Here is a 15,623-nt window from a genome sequence, read left to right as displayed (position 1 = left end):
ATTTAAGAGGTTTCAACGTTGTTTTCAAGCATTTGCGTTAGCTCAATAAAAGCTTCGACGCTTAATTGCTCTGGACGCTTGCCAAATATACTATTTGCTTTTAAATTATCGGACAAATTGAATGTTTTTAAACTGTTACGAAGTGTTTTTCGACGCTGTTGAAAAGCAGTTTTCACCACTTTAAAAAGCATTTTTTCCTCGCAAGGCAAATCATAATTCTCCTTACGCGTGAGCCTTAACACTCCAGATTCCACTTTTGGTGGCGGATTAAATACATGTGGCGGTACGGTAAACAAATATTCTGCATGGTAAAAAGCTTGCACCAAAACCGACATAATACCGTATACCTTAGAGCCTTCCTTTGAACAAATTCGGGCGGCAACTTCCTTTTGAAACATCCCTGAAAACTCAGGAATTTGATCGCGCATTTCCAACGTTTTAAAAACAATTTGTGTTGAAATATTATAAGGAAAATTCCCAATAATAGCGAATGGTTCGCCGTTAAGCACCGTATTTAAATCGAATTTTAAAAAATCCTCTTCTATAATTCGCGGTGCCAAATTAAGGTAATTGGCTTGCAAATATTCCACCGATTCGGTATCGATCTCTACCACATAAGTAGTTACCGGTTTTTTAAGAATATACTTGGTAAGCACACCCATACCTGGACCAATTTCCAAAACTGTTTTGTAATTATTTAAGGTTAACGTGTCTGCAATTTTCTCTGCCACCGTTTCATCATTTAAAAAATGCTGTCCTAAATGTTTCTTTGCTCTTACCTGATGTTGTTTTGGGTTGTGTGCCACGAATTTTGGAGTATTTAATATCGCATACGAAGATATGAAACTTAATCTCCAATTCTGCAACCGAAAGCCTATTACCTACTAAAAGGCCTGCAATCTATAGCATTTCGTTCCTTTTGCAGTATAAATTGGTTGTTTTTAATATATTTAGTGTTACACACAGCGCTACATTACAAAAAATGTAATGTTTTCTTAATCGATAAGACTAACCCCACATGCAGCAAACATTTACAGAGTTTTCGACTAATGCTATTTTAAAAATAGGCAACGAATCGCTTTTAGAGCCATACAAAAACTCTATGCAAGCCGGTTTATATACCTTTATTAGAACGCACAAAACGAAAGCTGAAATTGTTGTAGATAGCATTCCGTACACCATTGAACCTAGTAGCTTACTGGTGTTAACGCCTGTACAATATGTTCAATTTATTAAAGGCGAAAACTTAGTAGTTTACCAATTTAATCAAGAATTCTATTGTATTAAAGATCATGATAAGGAAGTTAGTTGTGCCGGTTTATTATTCTTCGGAAATGTGCATGTGCCGCTTATTGGGCTTAACGCCGATGAAGAACGGAAGTTCTCTATTTTAGATGAAGTTTTTAAGGATGAATTTGAAACCAAAGACACCATACAAGCCGAAATGCTAAGAATGCTTATGTCCCGCTTTATTATAATAAGTACCCGATTGTTAAAAGCAAAAGAAGGTTTTGTTGAAAGCACCAAAAACACAAAAATTGAATTATTACGAGAATACAATATATTGGTAGAAACGCATTTTAAAACCGAGCATAGTGTAGCTTATTATGCCGATAAACTTTTTAAATCTCCAAAAACATTATCGAACACGTTTGCCAAACTTAAAACGAGTCCGTTACAAATTATTCACGAACGCATTATTTTAGAAGCAAAACGTTTATTAATCTACACCGATAAAACAGCTAAAGAAATTGCTTATGAAGTAGGCTTTGAAGATGCCTCACATTTAAGTCGATTATTCAAAAAACACACCACGTTTTCACCTTCAGACTTCAAAAAACAACTCAAAACTTCCGTTTAGGGAAAAATTGACAATCTTTCGGGTATTCTAGATATGTTATTGCCCTTCCTTATGTTTCATCTTTGCAGTGTACAATTAAAACATCAAAGTTATGAACACAAAAAACATATCCATTTTCAACTTAATTGAAATATTCAGAGGAAACAGAAAACCTGTATTAAATACGATTAGCCCAAAAACACATTGCGAGCAAAACAGTCTACACGATTTTTATTGCGATGCCGAGAAACCGTATATCTCACTTTAAAAACCCAAAAACACACCAAGGGAAAAATTGACAACTAAAAAGGAAAAACCTACATGGTGTAACTTTTAAAAGCGTCGCACCTTTGTACCAAGACATTTAATAAAATATAACAGCAATAAAATTTAAAAATTATGAGCACATTTAACATATTATCAAGAGCAGAAGTAAGCGAAAACAACCAAGCCATTTTCGATAACTTAGAAAAAGCAGTAGGTTTTGTACCCAATTTATACGCCACTTACGCACATAGTGATACCGCTTTAGAAAACTACTTAAACTTTGCCAATGCAAAAACATCTTTATCAGCAAAAGAAAAAGAAGTAGTAAACTTAGCCGTTAGCGAAGTAAACAACTGTATTTACTGTTTATCTGCCCACACAGCCATTGGAAAAATGAATGGTTTTACAGATGAACAAATCTTAGAATTAAGAGGCGGTTTTTCTACTATAAACAACAAATTAGATGCTTTAGCAAAATTAGCTAAAAACATTACCGAAAATCGTGGAAAAACCAATGCTGATGTATTAGAAAACTACTTTAACGCAGGTTACACCAAAGGAAACTTAATAGATACCATTGCTTTAGTTGGCGATAAAACCATCTCAAATTACGTACACAGTACTACGCAAGTTCCTGTAGATTTTCCAGTAGCACAACCATTACCAACAACAGTAGTAGCATAATTTCAACACCTTATTTAAAACCATAATTAATATCAATTTTTCACGAAAGTGAAGTAAAAACAATTTTAAAATGAAAAAAGTAATTGCAATTTTAGTATTAGCCTTAGCATTCTCTTTAAATTCTAACGCCCAAGATCAAGCCGTAAAAACCGTTTCTTTAGAACAAACAAAAGGTGATTTTACACAAAAACACGTTACCATAAGCGAAGGTTCGTACATTTTTGAAATCGCAAATAACCATTCTGGAGTAGACGTTGGTTTTGTATTAATTGAAAAAGGAAAAGATGCATCAAACCCAGAAAACCATATTAAAACGGCCTATGTTACAAAAGTTGTTGGCGAAGGTCAAACCGAAAAAAGTAACGTTACCAAATTAGCAAAAGGCGAATACACTTATTTTTGCCCGCTAAACAAAACCCCACAGTACACACTTACTGTTGAGTAATACATTTTCAGTGTTTTTTTAATTATTAAGGCTGCCCACAATACGGGTAGCCTTTTTTATGCACTAAAAACGAGCTTATATTAGAAGAAAAGCTTCGGTAGATGCACGCCATTTTTACAGAACTTTATTACTTTCGCTTCAATATATTTTTAAGCCTATGAAATCGCTCGTTTCCTATATTATTTCAAACACCAATTTACCAGAACAATCTGTAAAAAACACGGTAGAATTATTAAATGAAGATTGCACCATTCCTTTCATATCGAGATACAGAAAGGAACGCACCGGAAATTTAGACGAAGTACAAATAGGCGACATTGTAAAATTTAAAGATCTATTTGAAGCTTTAGAAAAACGAAAAAAAGCAATTCTGAAAGCCTTAGAAGAACAAGGTGTTTTAACTTCGGAATTGGAACAAAAAATCATCAACACTCTAGATTTAACAACGCTTGAAGATTTATATCTGCCTTATAAAAAAAGCAGAAAAACCAAAGCCGAAAAGGCTAGACAAAGCGGACTAGAACCTTTGGCTAAAATAATAATGAGCCAGAATGCCAACGATGTGGAATCTATCGCATATAAATACGTGAAAAACGATATCACTTCCGTGGAAGATGCTCTGGAAGGCGCTCGCCATATTATTGCCGAATGGATTAACGAACGTACCGATATTAGAAATAACATTCGCCGTCAACTAGAGCGTTTCGCAATGATTTCCACGAAAGTGATAAAAACAAAATCGGATGATGAAAACGCTCAGAAATTTCGAGATTATTTCGATTGGGAAGAAAACTTATCGCGCATTCCTTCACACCGGTTACTTGCCATTTTACGCGCCGAAAAAGAAGGTTTTATCCGAGTAAAAATCGCCATTGATAACGATCGCGCATTAGATAATATAGAACGCCGTATTATAAAAAGTAATAACGCTTGCGCGGAAGAAATAACCATTGCCATAAAAGACGCTTACAAACGTTTATTACTACCATCGCTAAGCAATGAAGCTTTACAAATTTCGAAAGACACAGCAGACGAAGCTGCCATAACCGTATTTGCCAAAAACTTAAAACAACTACTACTAGGATCACCACTTGGTGAAAAACGCATTTTAGCCATTGACCCAGGATTTCGATCGGGTTGCAAAGTGGTTTGTTTAGACGCTCAGGGCCAATTAAAATATAACGAAACCATCTATCCGCATCCACCAAAAAGCGATAGTATTGGCGCTATGAAAAAAATAAGTTCGCTTTGCGATGCTTATAAAATTGAAGCTATTGCTATTGGCAACGGCACGGCATCGCGCGAAACCGAAGCTTTGATTAGAAAAGTCCACTTTAAAAACGATGTGCAAGTTTTTGTGGTTAGTGAGGCTGGTGCCAGTATTTATTCGGCGTCTAAAATTGCTCGTGAAGAATTTCCTGATTATGACGTAACGGTAAGAGGTTCGGTTTCTATAGGGAGACGCCTGCAAGATCCGTTGGCCGAATTGGTTAAAATTGATGCCAAATCTATTGGAGTTGGGCAATACCAACACGATGTAGACCAAACCAAACTGCAAAAACAGTTAGATGTTGTTGTGGAAAATTGCGTGAATGCCGTTGGTGTAAACATAAATACCGCCAGTAAAAGTTTACTGAGTTATGTATCAGGTATTGGACCTAAACTTGCCGAAAATATTTTTAATTATCGAAATGAAAATGGTGTCTTTAAATCGAGAAATGATATTAAAAAAGTACCGCGTTTAGGCGGAAAAGCCTTTGAACAAGGCGCTGCTTTTTTAAGAATAAAAGATGCTAAAAACCCGTTAGATGATTCGGCTGTGCACCCGGAAAGTTATACTATTGTTACCCAAATGGCAAAAGATGCTAAAACATCGGTAACCGATTTAATTAATAACAAAGAAGCGCTTCAGAAAATAAATTTAAAAAAATATTGCTCCGAAACTGTTGGTTTACTAACGCTCGAAGATATTGTAAAAGAACTTGAAAAACCAGGTTTAGACATTCGTGAGCAAGCCAAAGTATTTGCTTTCAACCAAAATATTAAAACCATAACCGATTTACACGAAGGCCAATTATTGCCAGGTATTGTAAACAACATTACCAATTTTGGCTGCTTTGTAGATGTTGGCATTAAAGAAAGTGCTTTAATTCACGTTTCCAACCTATCGGATAGTTTTGTGAAAGATGTAAACGAGCACGTAAGCCTGCACCAACAAATTATTGTAAAAGTTTTAGAAGTGGACGTAGCACGAAAACGTATTCAGTTGAAATTACATAAATAACCGTGTAATTTACATCCATAAAACCTCAACCAAAAACCAAAGAAATTATTTAACTAAAACACCACGCGCTTCCATTAAGGGTATAGCTTGCAATGCTTTTAAATTAATAGTGTTTTTTCTGAATAAATACGTTTTATCAAACATTTTATTACCTTCAAAAAAGGAGACTTTAAACGTGTTGTTTAGCGCGAATAATTCCTCTTGAAGTAATTCAATCTTGGCATAACTTTTCTTCGGAAGCCTATCTAGTTTCTTTCTAAAAACAGATGTTGTTTTGTCTTCATTATAACCACTGGTTACAATAATAATCATGTCTAAATCGACATCTTTATCGTTTATTATGTAAGCATTCCAGTCTTGGGTTTTATAAATAGCGTTGTATTCGTTAACCACAGCGATGTAAACGCCTTCAACTTTTGGAATTTCGATATCTTTTTTCATTTGGCAAAAATACGAATCTATTCAAAATAAGAATTAGAATATGTCCTTGAAGTTAGTCCTTTCAAATTATAAATAACCATGTGCTTAAACAACACCTCTTTTCCGTATAAATCGAATAAATTATTTTCTTTGAAAGCAACATTATCAATACGCAAAAAATAGATTCTCACTGCTAATTTAAGATTAACACCTGGATTAATATCTCCATTTTTTTGAGCTTCTACAAGTAAATTATACACTGTAGAAAAGGCTAATTCATCGGTAAAATCTTGAAATATCTTATACGCTTTTGGATAATATTTTTCTAACCCAAAAAGAAAAGCGGGCTTGAAGTATTTTAAATACCCAAACCCGCTTTTATAAATTAAAATAACACAAAGTATAGGATCGTTGCCGTTATTAGCAATAATCTCGTTTATGTCTTGTTTATAATCATCCACCAAACGCTCCAAACTGGCCGTTACTAAAGCGGCTTTATTGCTATAAAACGTGTAAATTGTTTTTTTAGAAATGCCTAAGGTTTGCGCTATTTCGTCTAAAGACACATGTTTACTTCCCATTTGTGTAAACTTACTAATAGCGCAACTTAACAATTCTTTTTTAGTAATCATTTCATTTTATTTCCATCCACCGCCAAGAGCTTCATATAAATCTACAATAGAAACTAACTGTTGTAGTTTAGTATCTATCACGTTAAGTTCTGCACTTAACGCACTTTGTCTGGCTGTTAATAAATCTAGGTAATTGGCATAACCGTTTTTAAGTAACTCTTCGGAATGGCTTTCTGCTTGCCTTAAAGATTCAACTTCATTTTTTCTAAATTGAAATTTTTCAGTTTCAGCTTTATAAGTGTACAATGCGTTAGACACTTCGTTCCCGGCAATCAATAGCGTTTTCTTAAAGTTTAATAATGCGCTTTCTTGATTTGCGATAGCCACTTCTTTTTGAGTTCTAAGTTTTCTTTGATTTAATAAAGGTTGTGTTAAGCCACCAACTACGGTTGCGAACAATGAACTTGTATTAAATAAATCATCTAACTGTAAACTTTGCAAACCTCCCGATGCTGTTAGGGTTAACGATGGGTAAAAACTGCTATTTGCCACATTGGTTAACTCAAAAGCATTAATTAAACCGTACTCGGCCGCCATAACATCTGGACGGTTGTTTAGCAACGTTGCAGGAACTCCTAATGCTATATCTTGTTGAATTTTTTGAGCATCTAAACTACTACGTTCAAAATGTTGAGCACTTCTACCTAATAGAATACTTAATGTATTTTCAGCTTTAAAAATAGCTGTTTCTAAATCGACTTGTAAAGCTCTAGCACTGTTGTATTGCGCTATGTTTTGATCTACAGCAACCTGAGTTACATTTCCTGCGTCTTTTAAAGCCTTAATAGTCTCTACACCGCTTTTTCTAGTTTCAATAGTTTGCTTAGTTACCTCTAACTGAGCATCTAAAGCTAACAAATTGTAATACGTGTTTGCAATACTAGAAATTAATTGTGTTTTCACCGCTTGATGCCCTGAAACACTTTGTAAATATGCCGCTTGCGTAGCACGTTTATTACTTCGGATTTTACCCCAAATATCAGCTTCCCAAGATAACTTGGCTGTAACATCATAAGTATCTAGACCACCACTAAATATGGAACCAAACTGACTGTTTTCTGAAAATTCTTGACGGGTATAATTAGGCCCCACGCTTAATGTTGGAAAATAACCTGCTTTCCCTTGTTTTGCATAGGCATTAGCAGCTGCCATTTGCTGAATTGCAATACGAACATCCATGTTGTTTTCTAAACCTTCTGCTATGTATTCATTTAAAAATGAATCTGTGAAAATGGTTTTCCAAGATACATCGGCCATTGAAACACTATCGGTTGGCAAATTATCCGTTCTGTATAGCGCTTCGTTAGCAATTAATTCTGGGCGATCGTATTCTTTTGCTACAAAGCAACTTTGCAAGGTCACTAAAACCAAGCCTATTAGCATGGTTTTAGTGAAATTTTTATGTTTTATAATTGATTTCATAGTTTTATTCTTCAATAGTTTGTATTTCTGGTTTACTAGAAACTTTTTCTTGTAACCACTGGAATAATATAAATAAGATTGGAATTACAAAGACTCCTAAAATAGTTCCTATAAGCATACCTCCGGCAGCACCAGTACCAATAGAATTGTTTCCTTCTGCTCCAACACCCTTTGCTAACACCAATGGCATTAAACCAAGAATAAAGGCAAATGAAGTCATTAAAATTGGACGTAATCTTGATTTTGCACCATGTATTGCGGCATCTACAATGCTTTCTCCGTTTCTACGTCTTTGCAGCGCGAACTCCACAATAAGTATGGCATTTTTGGCGAGCAGACCAATAAGCATAATTAAGGCAATTTGGAAATAAATATTATTTTCTAAGCCAAAGAACTTCGTACTAATATAAGCTCCAAATACACCAAATGGTAACGATAATACTACTGCAAATGGTAATAAATAACTTTCGTACTGCGCACTTAACAAGAAGTAAACAAATAGAATACTCAATGCAAAAATGAACAAGGTTTGGTTACCTGCACTTACCTCTTCTCGTGTTAAACCAGAATAAGCAACCGTATAATTGTTTGGTAATTTAGCAACTTCTTCCTCAATAACTCTAATAGCATCACCTGTACTAAACCCTTCGTTTGTAGCACCCGTTATTGACGTAGAATTAAATAAGTTAAAACGCGTTACCGATTGTGGACCATACACACGCTCTAATTTCACAAACTGTGTAATTGGTGTCATCTCTCCAGAATCTGTACGTACATACATGCTGTTTAAATCTTCTACATTCGCTCTGTCGTCTGGTAAAGCTTGAATATACACTCTAAATTGTTTCCCAAATCGAGAGAAATCTGAAGCGTAAATACCACCAATATAACCTTGTAATGTAGAGAATATACTGTTAATAGGCACACCTTTTTCTTTTGCTAATGGTACATTAACCTCCATTTCGTATTGTGGATAGTTTGTACTGAAAGATGATTGTGCATATTTAATTTCTGGATGCGAATTTAAAGCCATAGAAAACTCTTTATTCGCTTTATCTAAGTCTTTAAATTCGCCTCCAAACTTATCTAATAAATTCACCTCAAAACCAGCTGAATTACCAAAACCACGAATACTTGGTGGAGAGAAGAAAATAATATTCGCATCTTTTATACCTGCCGCAACTCCAAACAACTTACCAGTGATGGTTTGTACAGAGGTTGCTACATCATCACGTTCTGCCCAATCGGCTAGTTTTATAATACCAAAAGCATAATTACTACCCGTACCATTAATTAAACTTCTACCTTTAATAAAATTGACTGCAACAATACCTTCAATATCTTTTATTTTACCATATAAATCTCTTGAAACAGCGTCTGTTCTGTCTAAAGAAGACCCTTCTGGTAACGCAATATTTGCGAAAAGAATACCTCTATCTTCGTTTGGTACAAATCCTGTAGGTGTTGTGCTAGATGCCCAGAAAATTCCGGCAACAGCTAAAATTAATAATAGAGGAGATACCCATTTCACTTTATATAAAAACTGAAGTGATTTACCGTAGCGCTCTATTGTCGCGTTAAATCCGCGATTAAAAAGTGTGTAAAAACGTTTTAATGGTCCTTTACTTTTTAACTCTTCATCATCTTTATGCCCTTTTAATAATAGAGCACATAATGCTGGACTTAAAGTCAAGGCGTTTACTGCTGAAATTAAAATAGCAATAATTAAAGTGACACCGAATTGCTCGTAAAATACACCTGTAGGCCCTGTTACAAACGTTACCGGAATAAATACCGCTGCCATTACTAAAGTAATAGATATAATAGCTCCAGAAATTTCGTTCATGGCTACTAATGTTGCTTTTTTAGGATTCTTTTCGCCTTCGTCCATTTTAGCATGTACGGCTTCTACAACAACAATAGCATCATCCACCACAATACCAATGGCGAGTACTAGCGCGAATAGCGTTAATAAATTAATTGAGTATCCGAAAACATTCAAGAAAAAGAACGTACCAATAATAGAAACCGGAACGGCAATTGCTGGAATTAATGTCGATCTAAAATCTTGTAAGAATATAAATACAACCAAAAACACTAATAAGAAGGCCTCTAATAACGTACTAACTACTTTTTCAATAGACGCATTTAAAAACAAACTTGTATCGTAAGGCACAAAAACATCTAAACCTTCTGGAAGATCTTTTTTAACCGACTCTAGTGTTACTTTAATGTTTTCAATAATTTCTCTTGCATTCGATCCTTTGGTTTGGAAAATACCCATAAAAACCGCAGGGTTACCCATACTCATCGCGTTAGCTGCATACGATTGTGCATCTAATTCTATAGTTGCTACATCGTTTAGACGAAGAAATTCTCCGTCTCCTAAAGCTTTAATAACAATATCTGCATATTGCTGTTCATTTTTAAAACGGCCGCTATAGGTTAATGTATATGAAAACGCTTCCCCATTATTTTGCCCCAATGAACCTGCAGCTGCTTCTAAGTTTTGTTCAGCTAAAGCTGCTGTAATATCTGAAGGAATTAAACCATAGGTTGCTAATTTTTCAGGTTTCAACCAAATACGCATCGCATAATCTTGCTGAGAGAATAAACTAACATCTCCAACACCACTAATACGTTGCATAGCAGGCACTACGTTTATTTTCAAATAATTCTGAATAAATGTAGCATCGTAATTCTCATTTTCAGAATACATTGAAATAAACATCAAAGCACTCGTTTCTTGCTTTTGTGTGATTACACCTGTTTGCAATACCTCTTGAGGTAATAAAGCACTTGCTCTTGATACACGGTTTTGAACGTTTACCGCTGCAATATCGGCATCGATTTCCTGATCAAAATAAACTGTGATTTCTGCGGTACCAGTATTAGATGCTGTAGAGGTGATATAACTCATCCCTTCTACACCATTAATTTGCTCTTCTATCGGGATAATTACACTCTCTAAAACCGTTTCGGCGTTGGCTCCTGCATAAGATGCCGTAACTTTAATGGTTGGTGGTGCAATATCGGGATACTCTTCTATGGGTAGACTCGATATACTAATAACACCAAGCACTACTATGATAATAGAAATTACCGTTGAAAGAACAGGTCTTTCAATAAATGTTTTTAACATAACTAAATAAGTTTATGGTTTTCTAATTTTTAAATAATACAGCAACTGGCTTAATAGCTTCCTCAAAAGGTGTGTCTTGTGGTGCAATAGGCATTCCTGCTCTCAATTTCCCAACTCCAGATACAATAAGCTTATCACCTACTTTAAGTCCAGATTCTACAACATACAAGTTACCTACAGTACCTTGTACTTTTATAATGTTAGATTTTACTTTATTCTCTTGATCAACGGTAAAAACCATGATGTCTTTTTGTTGTTCAAACGTTGCCGATTGTGGGACTACAATAGCATCTTTATATTCTATAGGAAGTCTAATTGTACCACTGTTTCCATTGGTTAAAATTTCGTTTGGATTATCGAAAGCGGCTCTAATTTTTATAGTTCCTGTACTTTCGTTGATTTGACCTGTACTGGTTTGAATACGTCCAGTTTCAGAATACACTTTTCCATTAGCTAAAACTAAATTCAAATCTGGCGAATTTTTAATACGCTCAGTTTTGTTTTGTCCTTCAGATCTTTGTAAATGATCTATATATTGAGCTTCATTAAAACTGAAAAATGCATAAACCTGGCTAATATCGCTAACTGTTGTTAACGGACGACTATCGCTTGGGCTGATTAAAGCACCTTCTCTAAAGTTAATAGCACCAACATAACCATCTACAGGACTTTTAATAGTGGCATAACCAATATTAGCAGAAACCCCACTTAAGCTCGCTTTTGCTTGTGCTAAATTCGCTTTTGCTGTTTCTAACTGCACCGCACTAATAATATTTTTTTCTACAAGAGGAATTAATTTATCTACCTCAACCTGAGCTACATTAACACGTGCTTTTGCGGCACCTGCATCTTGACTTAAAGACTGTGTTTCTAATCTAAATAAAGACTGACCTTTGCGTACTTTTTGACCTTCATCTACCAATACGGTTTGAATATATCCAGAAACTTTAGCTCTAACATCACTATTTACAATACCTTCAATATTTGCTGGGTATTCTTGGTAACCTGTTACTGTTTTTTGCTGTATTGTAGTTACAGGGAACGAAGCTGGTGGAGCTTGTTGTGTTGCGGCAGCTTGCTCTGCTTTGTTGCCACAGCTAAAAACGACTAAAATAAGACTTAGCGTTAATATGGAGTATAAGTTATTCTTTTTCATTTTATTGGTGATTTTTAAATTTTGAATTGGTTGTTTATTAATTTTTCTCTTAATTCTTTTACGGAAGAAGAAGCTTCATCTATAAATTTCATGTAAACGTTATGAAAGTCAAGATCAAATTTATCCTCTTCATTTTCAATTTTTAAAGCGTTTTGTTTTTCTTTATATTCTTTAATTTCTAAATGTATCTCATGTTCTTCTTGCCAATGGCTTATCATTCTGTCCACATGTTGAATAATAGTATCTTTATTAATTACAAAATACTTTTTACGATCCCCTGTTTTTGTGAAATACTCGATTTTGCTTAAATCTTGCAAATGATTAAGGTGTGTTGAAATAGTACTTTTGCTTGCACAAAGAATACTTACCATATCTTCAAAAGTAGCTCCTCTTTTTCCCGTAAGGATAACGTAAGCCAAAATACGCGCAGCAACCGGTGCTAATTGCTCTCTGGCTTCTAAATGCACCCCTAGTTTTTCAACTAAGCCCATTTTTTTTTGACAGGTATTATCTTTCATTTTTCATTGTTTTTGTTACTGTTTTCTGAAAACGAATTATTTGTTCTCATAAAACAAGCTGCAAAAATATTATTAGTTCGGAACAAACCGAACTAATCGAAGTTAAAAAAATGTTAAATAAAAAAAAGCCCGTAGGCTTTTTTAAAATATAAAGGAAGAACAGACTAAGCTCTGACCTCTTTACTCGATCCTATACGAAGTATAACATAACCTATAATTGCTGAAATAAAAGACCCTATAAGTATTCCTATTTTAGCCGAATCTATAAATTCTGGTGTAGAAACAAATGCCAAACTCGCTATAAATATAGCCATAGTAAAACCTATACCTGCTAAAAAAGCAACCCCTATAATTTGTTTAACACTAATATCACTAGGCACTTCTATCCATTTTAATTTTTGAGCAAGCAATACTATAGAGGTAATTCCTATACCTTTTCCTAAAACTAAACACACAATGATATTAATTACTAAAGCGGTATCTAAATTTTCTGAACCTGAAATTAACACACCGGCATTAGCAAGCGCAAAAATAGGAATGATAAAATAGGCTACCCACCCGTGTAAACTATGCTCTAAATGCTGTAATGGCGACTGAAACTTAGAAGACCAATCGTCTAAATTATCAACATGTCCCATTTGTTCATGCGAAAGAATGGGTTTTTTAAGAACACTAGCCTCCTTAATATTATTGTACACATTTTCTAATTCTTCTAAAAATTTAGAAGTATCAATCTTTTGTCTAATTGGCACAGAAAAAGCTAACAAAATACCAGCTATGGTTGGATGAATACCTGACTTTAAGAATAAAAACCAAATAATAACTCCGAAAATAAACATTATGAATTTTGAATAAAACCCTTTATAAGACAAGACATATAAAACAGCAAGCATAGCTAACGCGATTAACAACAACATGATATTAATACTCCCACTATAAAAAATAGCGATAACTAGCACAGCACCAATATCATCTACAATAGCAAATGCTGTTAAAAATATTTTAAGACTTAAAGGCACGCGTTTACCAAGCACATTTAAAATAGCTAGTGAAAACGCTATATCTGTTGCCATAGGTATCCCCCAGCCTTTAGTAGTATCGGGGTTTTGATTTAAAACTAGAAAGAAAATTACTGGCACTAACATACCTCCCAAAGCACCTACTAACGGGAATGCTATTTTTTTAGGCGTATTAAGTTCGCCAATTAACAACTCTCTTTTTATTTCTAATCCAATAAGAAAGAAAAATATAGCCATCAACCCATCATTAATCCATAGAATTAAGGGCTTCTTAAACTCAAATGTTTCTGTTACAATTCCTAAATCGTATTGCCAAAGTTCTCGATAACTATCTCCAAAAGGAGAATTTGCCCAAACCAACGCTAAAACTGTAGCAAACATGAGTAGAATACCACTAAAACTTTCAATTTTTACGAATTTTTGGAATGGTGTAAGGAAAACTCTTTTAATCATATAATTATATTTTTCTAAATTGAATTAGCTTCAAATATAGGGCTTCATTAACAAAATTAATGACCTAATTATTCACTTTAAAGAATATTTAACATTGAGTAACAATTTATTAGGACTTAACCTACATCTATATTTTAACTTCATCTACAAAAAGAGAACCTTACGTTAACCAGAAAAATATTTAAACAAAAAAAGCCGACTGTAAATAACAGTCGGCTTTTTAAAATATATTTTATTGCAATTTATAGAGCGCTTTTAAATTGCTCTAAGAATCTAACATCATTTTCACTTAACAATCTAATATCTCCAATTTGGTGCAATAACATTGCAATACGATCTATACCAACACCAAAGGCAAAGCCTGAGTATTCGGTTGGATCGATATTACAGTTTGTTAACACATTAGGATCTACCATACCACAACCTCCAATTTCTAACCAACCTGTTCCTTTGGTAATTTTGTAATCGGTTTCGGTTTCTAATCCCCAATAGACATCTATTTCGGCACTTGGCTCGGTAAATGGAAAGTATGACGGACGTAAACGAATTTCACTTTTACCAAACATCTCGCTTGTAAAATGTTGTAAAGTTTGTTTTAAATCGGCAAAACTCACATCTTTATCAATATACAAACCTTCTAATTGATGGAAAAAACAGTGCGAACGTGCCGATATAGCCTCGTTTCTATAAACACGGCCCGGAGAAATGGTTCTAATAGGCGGTTGGTTGTTTTCCATATAACGCACTTGTACTGAACTGGTGTGGGTACGTAATAAAATATCTGGATTGGTTTGAATAAAAAATGTATCCTGCATATCGCGTGCCGGATGGTATTCTGGCAGGTTTAATGCCGTAAAATTGTGCCAATCGTCTTCTATTTCTGGACCTTCACTCACATTGAAGCCAATACGAGAAAAGATATCGATAATTTGATTTTTCACTATAGAAATAGGATGACGCGCACCTATTTGTACCGGCTCGCCAGGACGTGATAAATCGCCGTAAATCCCTTTAACTTCCTCCGTACTTTCTAGTTCTGCTTTTAGGGTGTTTACCTTATCTTCAGCAGTGGTTTTAAGCTTATTAATAATTTGACCGAACTCCTTTTTCTGGTCGTTTGCCACATTTTTAAGTTCGCCATAAAACTCTCTAAGTAAGCCTTTAGAGCCTAAATATTTTATACGAAATGCTTCTACCTCATCTTTCGATTGCGCTTTAAATGCTTCGGCTTCGTCTATAAGTGCTTTTATTTTATCTATCATGATCTGTTAAAAATGTGCGCAAATTTAATGAAATTATCGTGATTTGCGTTAGGGATTAAGGCATTTGTTGAAGCTCTTT

Annotated in this window: 14 protein-coding genes; 5 read left to right on the top strand and 9 right to left on the bottom strand. The window is 34.5% G+C overall.

Features of this window, described 5'->3' with window-relative positions:
- Positions 1–2: 2 nt before the first annotated feature.
- On the bottom strand, positions 3–806 hold the full coding sequence (gene rsmA / locus QWY92_RS06905) for a 16S rRNA (adenine(1518)-N(6)/adenine(1519)-N(6))-dimethyltransferase RsmA (RefSeq protein WP_290269659.1): 804 nt from the start codon (positions 804–806) through the stop codon (positions 3–5).
- Between the two features lie 212 nt (positions 807–1,018).
- Between rsmA and QWY92_RS06900 the strand changes: the two genes are divergently transcribed.
- The 5 genes from QWY92_RS06900 (at position 1,019) to QWY92_RS06880 (ending at position 5,520) form a co-directional block, all read left to right on the top strand.
- Positions 1,019–1,861: a helix-turn-helix domain-containing protein gene (locus tag QWY92_RS06900; protein ID WP_290269657.1), complete on the top strand. Its 843-nt coding sequence runs from the start codon at positions 1,019–1,021 to the stop codon at positions 1,859–1,861.
- A 91-nt stretch (positions 1,862–1,952) separates the two neighbouring features.
- Positions 1,953–2,108 (top strand): hypothetical protein, encoded by a 156-nt coding sequence (locus QWY92_RS06895; protein WP_290269655.1) that lies wholly within the window; start codon positions 1,953–1,955, stop codon positions 2,106–2,108.
- A 131-nt stretch (positions 2,109–2,239) separates the two neighbouring features.
- Positions 2,240–2,791: a carboxymuconolactone decarboxylase family protein gene (locus QWY92_RS06890; protein ID WP_290269653.1), complete on the top strand. Its 552-nt coding sequence runs from the start codon at positions 2,240–2,242 to the stop codon at positions 2,789–2,791.
- Positions 2,792–2,861: 70 nt separating this feature from the next.
- Complete coding sequence (locus QWY92_RS06885; RefSeq protein ID WP_290269651.1) at positions 2,862–3,236, top strand: cupredoxin domain-containing protein; 375 nt, start codon at positions 2,862–2,864, stop codon at positions 3,234–3,236.
- A 157-nt stretch (positions 3,237–3,393) separates the two neighbouring features.
- The gene (locus tag QWY92_RS06880; protein ID WP_290269649.1) at positions 3,394–5,520 is read left to right on the top strand and encodes a Tex family protein; all 2,127 of its coding nucleotides are present in this window, start codon (positions 3,394–3,396) and stop codon (positions 5,518–5,520) included.
- A 45-nt stretch (positions 5,521–5,565) separates the two neighbouring features.
- Here the strand turns inward: QWY92_RS06880 and QWY92_RS06875 are convergent, their stop codons facing one another.
- The 8 genes from QWY92_RS06875 to pheS form a co-directional block, all read right to left on the bottom strand.
- The gene (locus QWY92_RS06875) at positions 5,566–5,961 is read right to left on the bottom strand and encodes a hypothetical protein (RefSeq protein WP_290269648.1); all 396 of its coding nucleotides are present in this window, start codon (positions 5,959–5,961) and stop codon (positions 5,566–5,568) included.
- A 17-nt stretch (positions 5,962–5,978) separates the two neighbouring features.
- Positions 5,979–6,572: a TetR/AcrR family transcriptional regulator gene (locus tag QWY92_RS06870; RefSeq protein WP_290269646.1), complete on the bottom strand. Its 594-nt coding sequence runs from the start codon at positions 6,570–6,572 to the stop codon at positions 5,979–5,981.
- 6 nt (positions 6,573–6,578) lie between these two features.
- A complete protein-coding gene (locus QWY92_RS06865) occupies positions 6,579–7,994 on the bottom strand; it encodes an efflux transporter outer membrane subunit (protein WP_290269644.1) in 1,416 nt (471 codons plus the stop codon).
- Positions 7,995–7,998: 4 nt separating this feature from the next.
- Positions 7,999–11,136, bottom strand: coding sequence for an efflux RND transporter permease subunit (locus QWY92_RS06860; protein WP_290269643.1), 3,138 nt, complete (start codon positions 11,134–11,136; stop codon positions 7,999–8,001).
- Between the two features lie 22 nt (positions 11,137–11,158).
- Positions 11,159–12,292 (bottom strand): efflux RND transporter periplasmic adaptor subunit, encoded by a 1,134-nt coding sequence (locus QWY92_RS06855; RefSeq protein WP_290269641.1) that lies wholly within the window; start codon positions 12,290–12,292, stop codon positions 11,159–11,161.
- Positions 12,293–12,306: 14 nt separating this feature from the next.
- Positions 12,307–12,810, bottom strand: a complete 504-nt coding sequence (locus tag QWY92_RS06850; protein ID WP_290269639.1) for a GbsR/MarR family transcriptional regulator — start codon at positions 12,808–12,810, stop codon at positions 12,307–12,309.
- Between the two features lie 164 nt (positions 12,811–12,974).
- Positions 12,975–14,282 (bottom strand): Na+/H+ antiporter NhaA, encoded by a 1,308-nt coding sequence (gene nhaA, locus QWY92_RS06845; RefSeq protein WP_290269637.1) that lies wholly within the window; start codon positions 14,280–14,282, stop codon positions 12,975–12,977.
- A gap of 242 nt (positions 14,283–14,524) precedes the next feature.
- Complete coding sequence (pheS, locus tag QWY92_RS06840) at positions 14,525–15,544, bottom strand: phenylalanine--tRNA ligase subunit alpha (RefSeq protein ID WP_290269636.1); 1,020 nt, start codon at positions 15,542–15,544, stop codon at positions 14,525–14,527.
- Positions 15,545–15,623 lie beyond the last annotated feature (79 nt).

The sequence above is a fragment of the Algibacter miyuki genome (assembly GCF_030409805.1).
GTDB lineage: Bacteria > Bacteroidota > Bacteroidia > Flavobacteriales > Flavobacteriaceae > Algibacter > Algibacter miyuki.
This window is presented reverse-complemented; position numbering and strand designations above follow the sequence as displayed.

Coding starts and splice junctions, on each gene's coding strand:
- QWY92_RS06900 (WP_290269657.1), top strand. CDS start 1,019: ATGCAGCAAACATTTACAGAGTTTTCGACTAATGCTATTTTAAAAATA.
- QWY92_RS06895 (WP_290269655.1), top strand. CDS start 1,953: ATGAACACAAAAAACATATCCATTTTCAACTTAATTGAAATATTCAGA.
- QWY92_RS06890 (WP_290269653.1), top strand. CDS start 2,240: ATGAGCACATTTAACATATTATCAAGAGCAGAAGTAAGCGAAAACAAC.
- QWY92_RS06885 (WP_290269651.1), top strand. CDS start 2,862: ATGAAAAAAGTAATTGCAATTTTAGTATTAGCCTTAGCATTCTCTTTA.
- QWY92_RS06880 (WP_290269649.1), top strand. CDS start 3,394: ATGAAATCGCTCGTTTCCTATATTATTTCAAACACCAATTTACCAGAA.
- QWY92_RS06875 (WP_290269648.1), bottom strand. CDS start 5,961: ATGAAAAAAGATATCGAAATTCCAAAAGTTGAAGGCGTTTACATCGCT.
- QWY92_RS06870 (WP_290269646.1), bottom strand. CDS start 6,572: ATGATTACTAAAAAAGAATTGTTAAGTTGCGCTATTAGTAAGTTTACA.
- QWY92_RS06865 (WP_290269644.1), bottom strand. CDS start 7,994: ATGAAATCAATTATAAAACATAAAAATTTCACTAAAACCATGCTAATA.
- QWY92_RS06860 (WP_290269643.1), bottom strand. CDS start 11,136: ATGTTAAAAACATTTATTGAAAGACCTGTTCTTTCAACGGTAATTTCT.
- QWY92_RS06855 (WP_290269641.1), bottom strand. CDS start 12,292: ATGAAAAAGAATAACTTATACTCCATATTAACGCTAAGTCTTATTTTA.
- QWY92_RS06850 (WP_290269639.1), bottom strand. CDS start 12,810: ATGAAAGATAATACCTGTCAAAAAAAAATGGGCTTAGTTGAAAAACTA.
- nhaA (WP_290269637.1), bottom strand. CDS start 14,282: ATGATTAAAAGAGTTTTCCTTACACCATTCCAAAAATTCGTAAAAATT.
- pheS (WP_290269636.1), bottom strand. CDS start 15,544: ATGATAGATAAAATAAAAGCACTTATAGACGAAGCCGAAGCATTTAAA.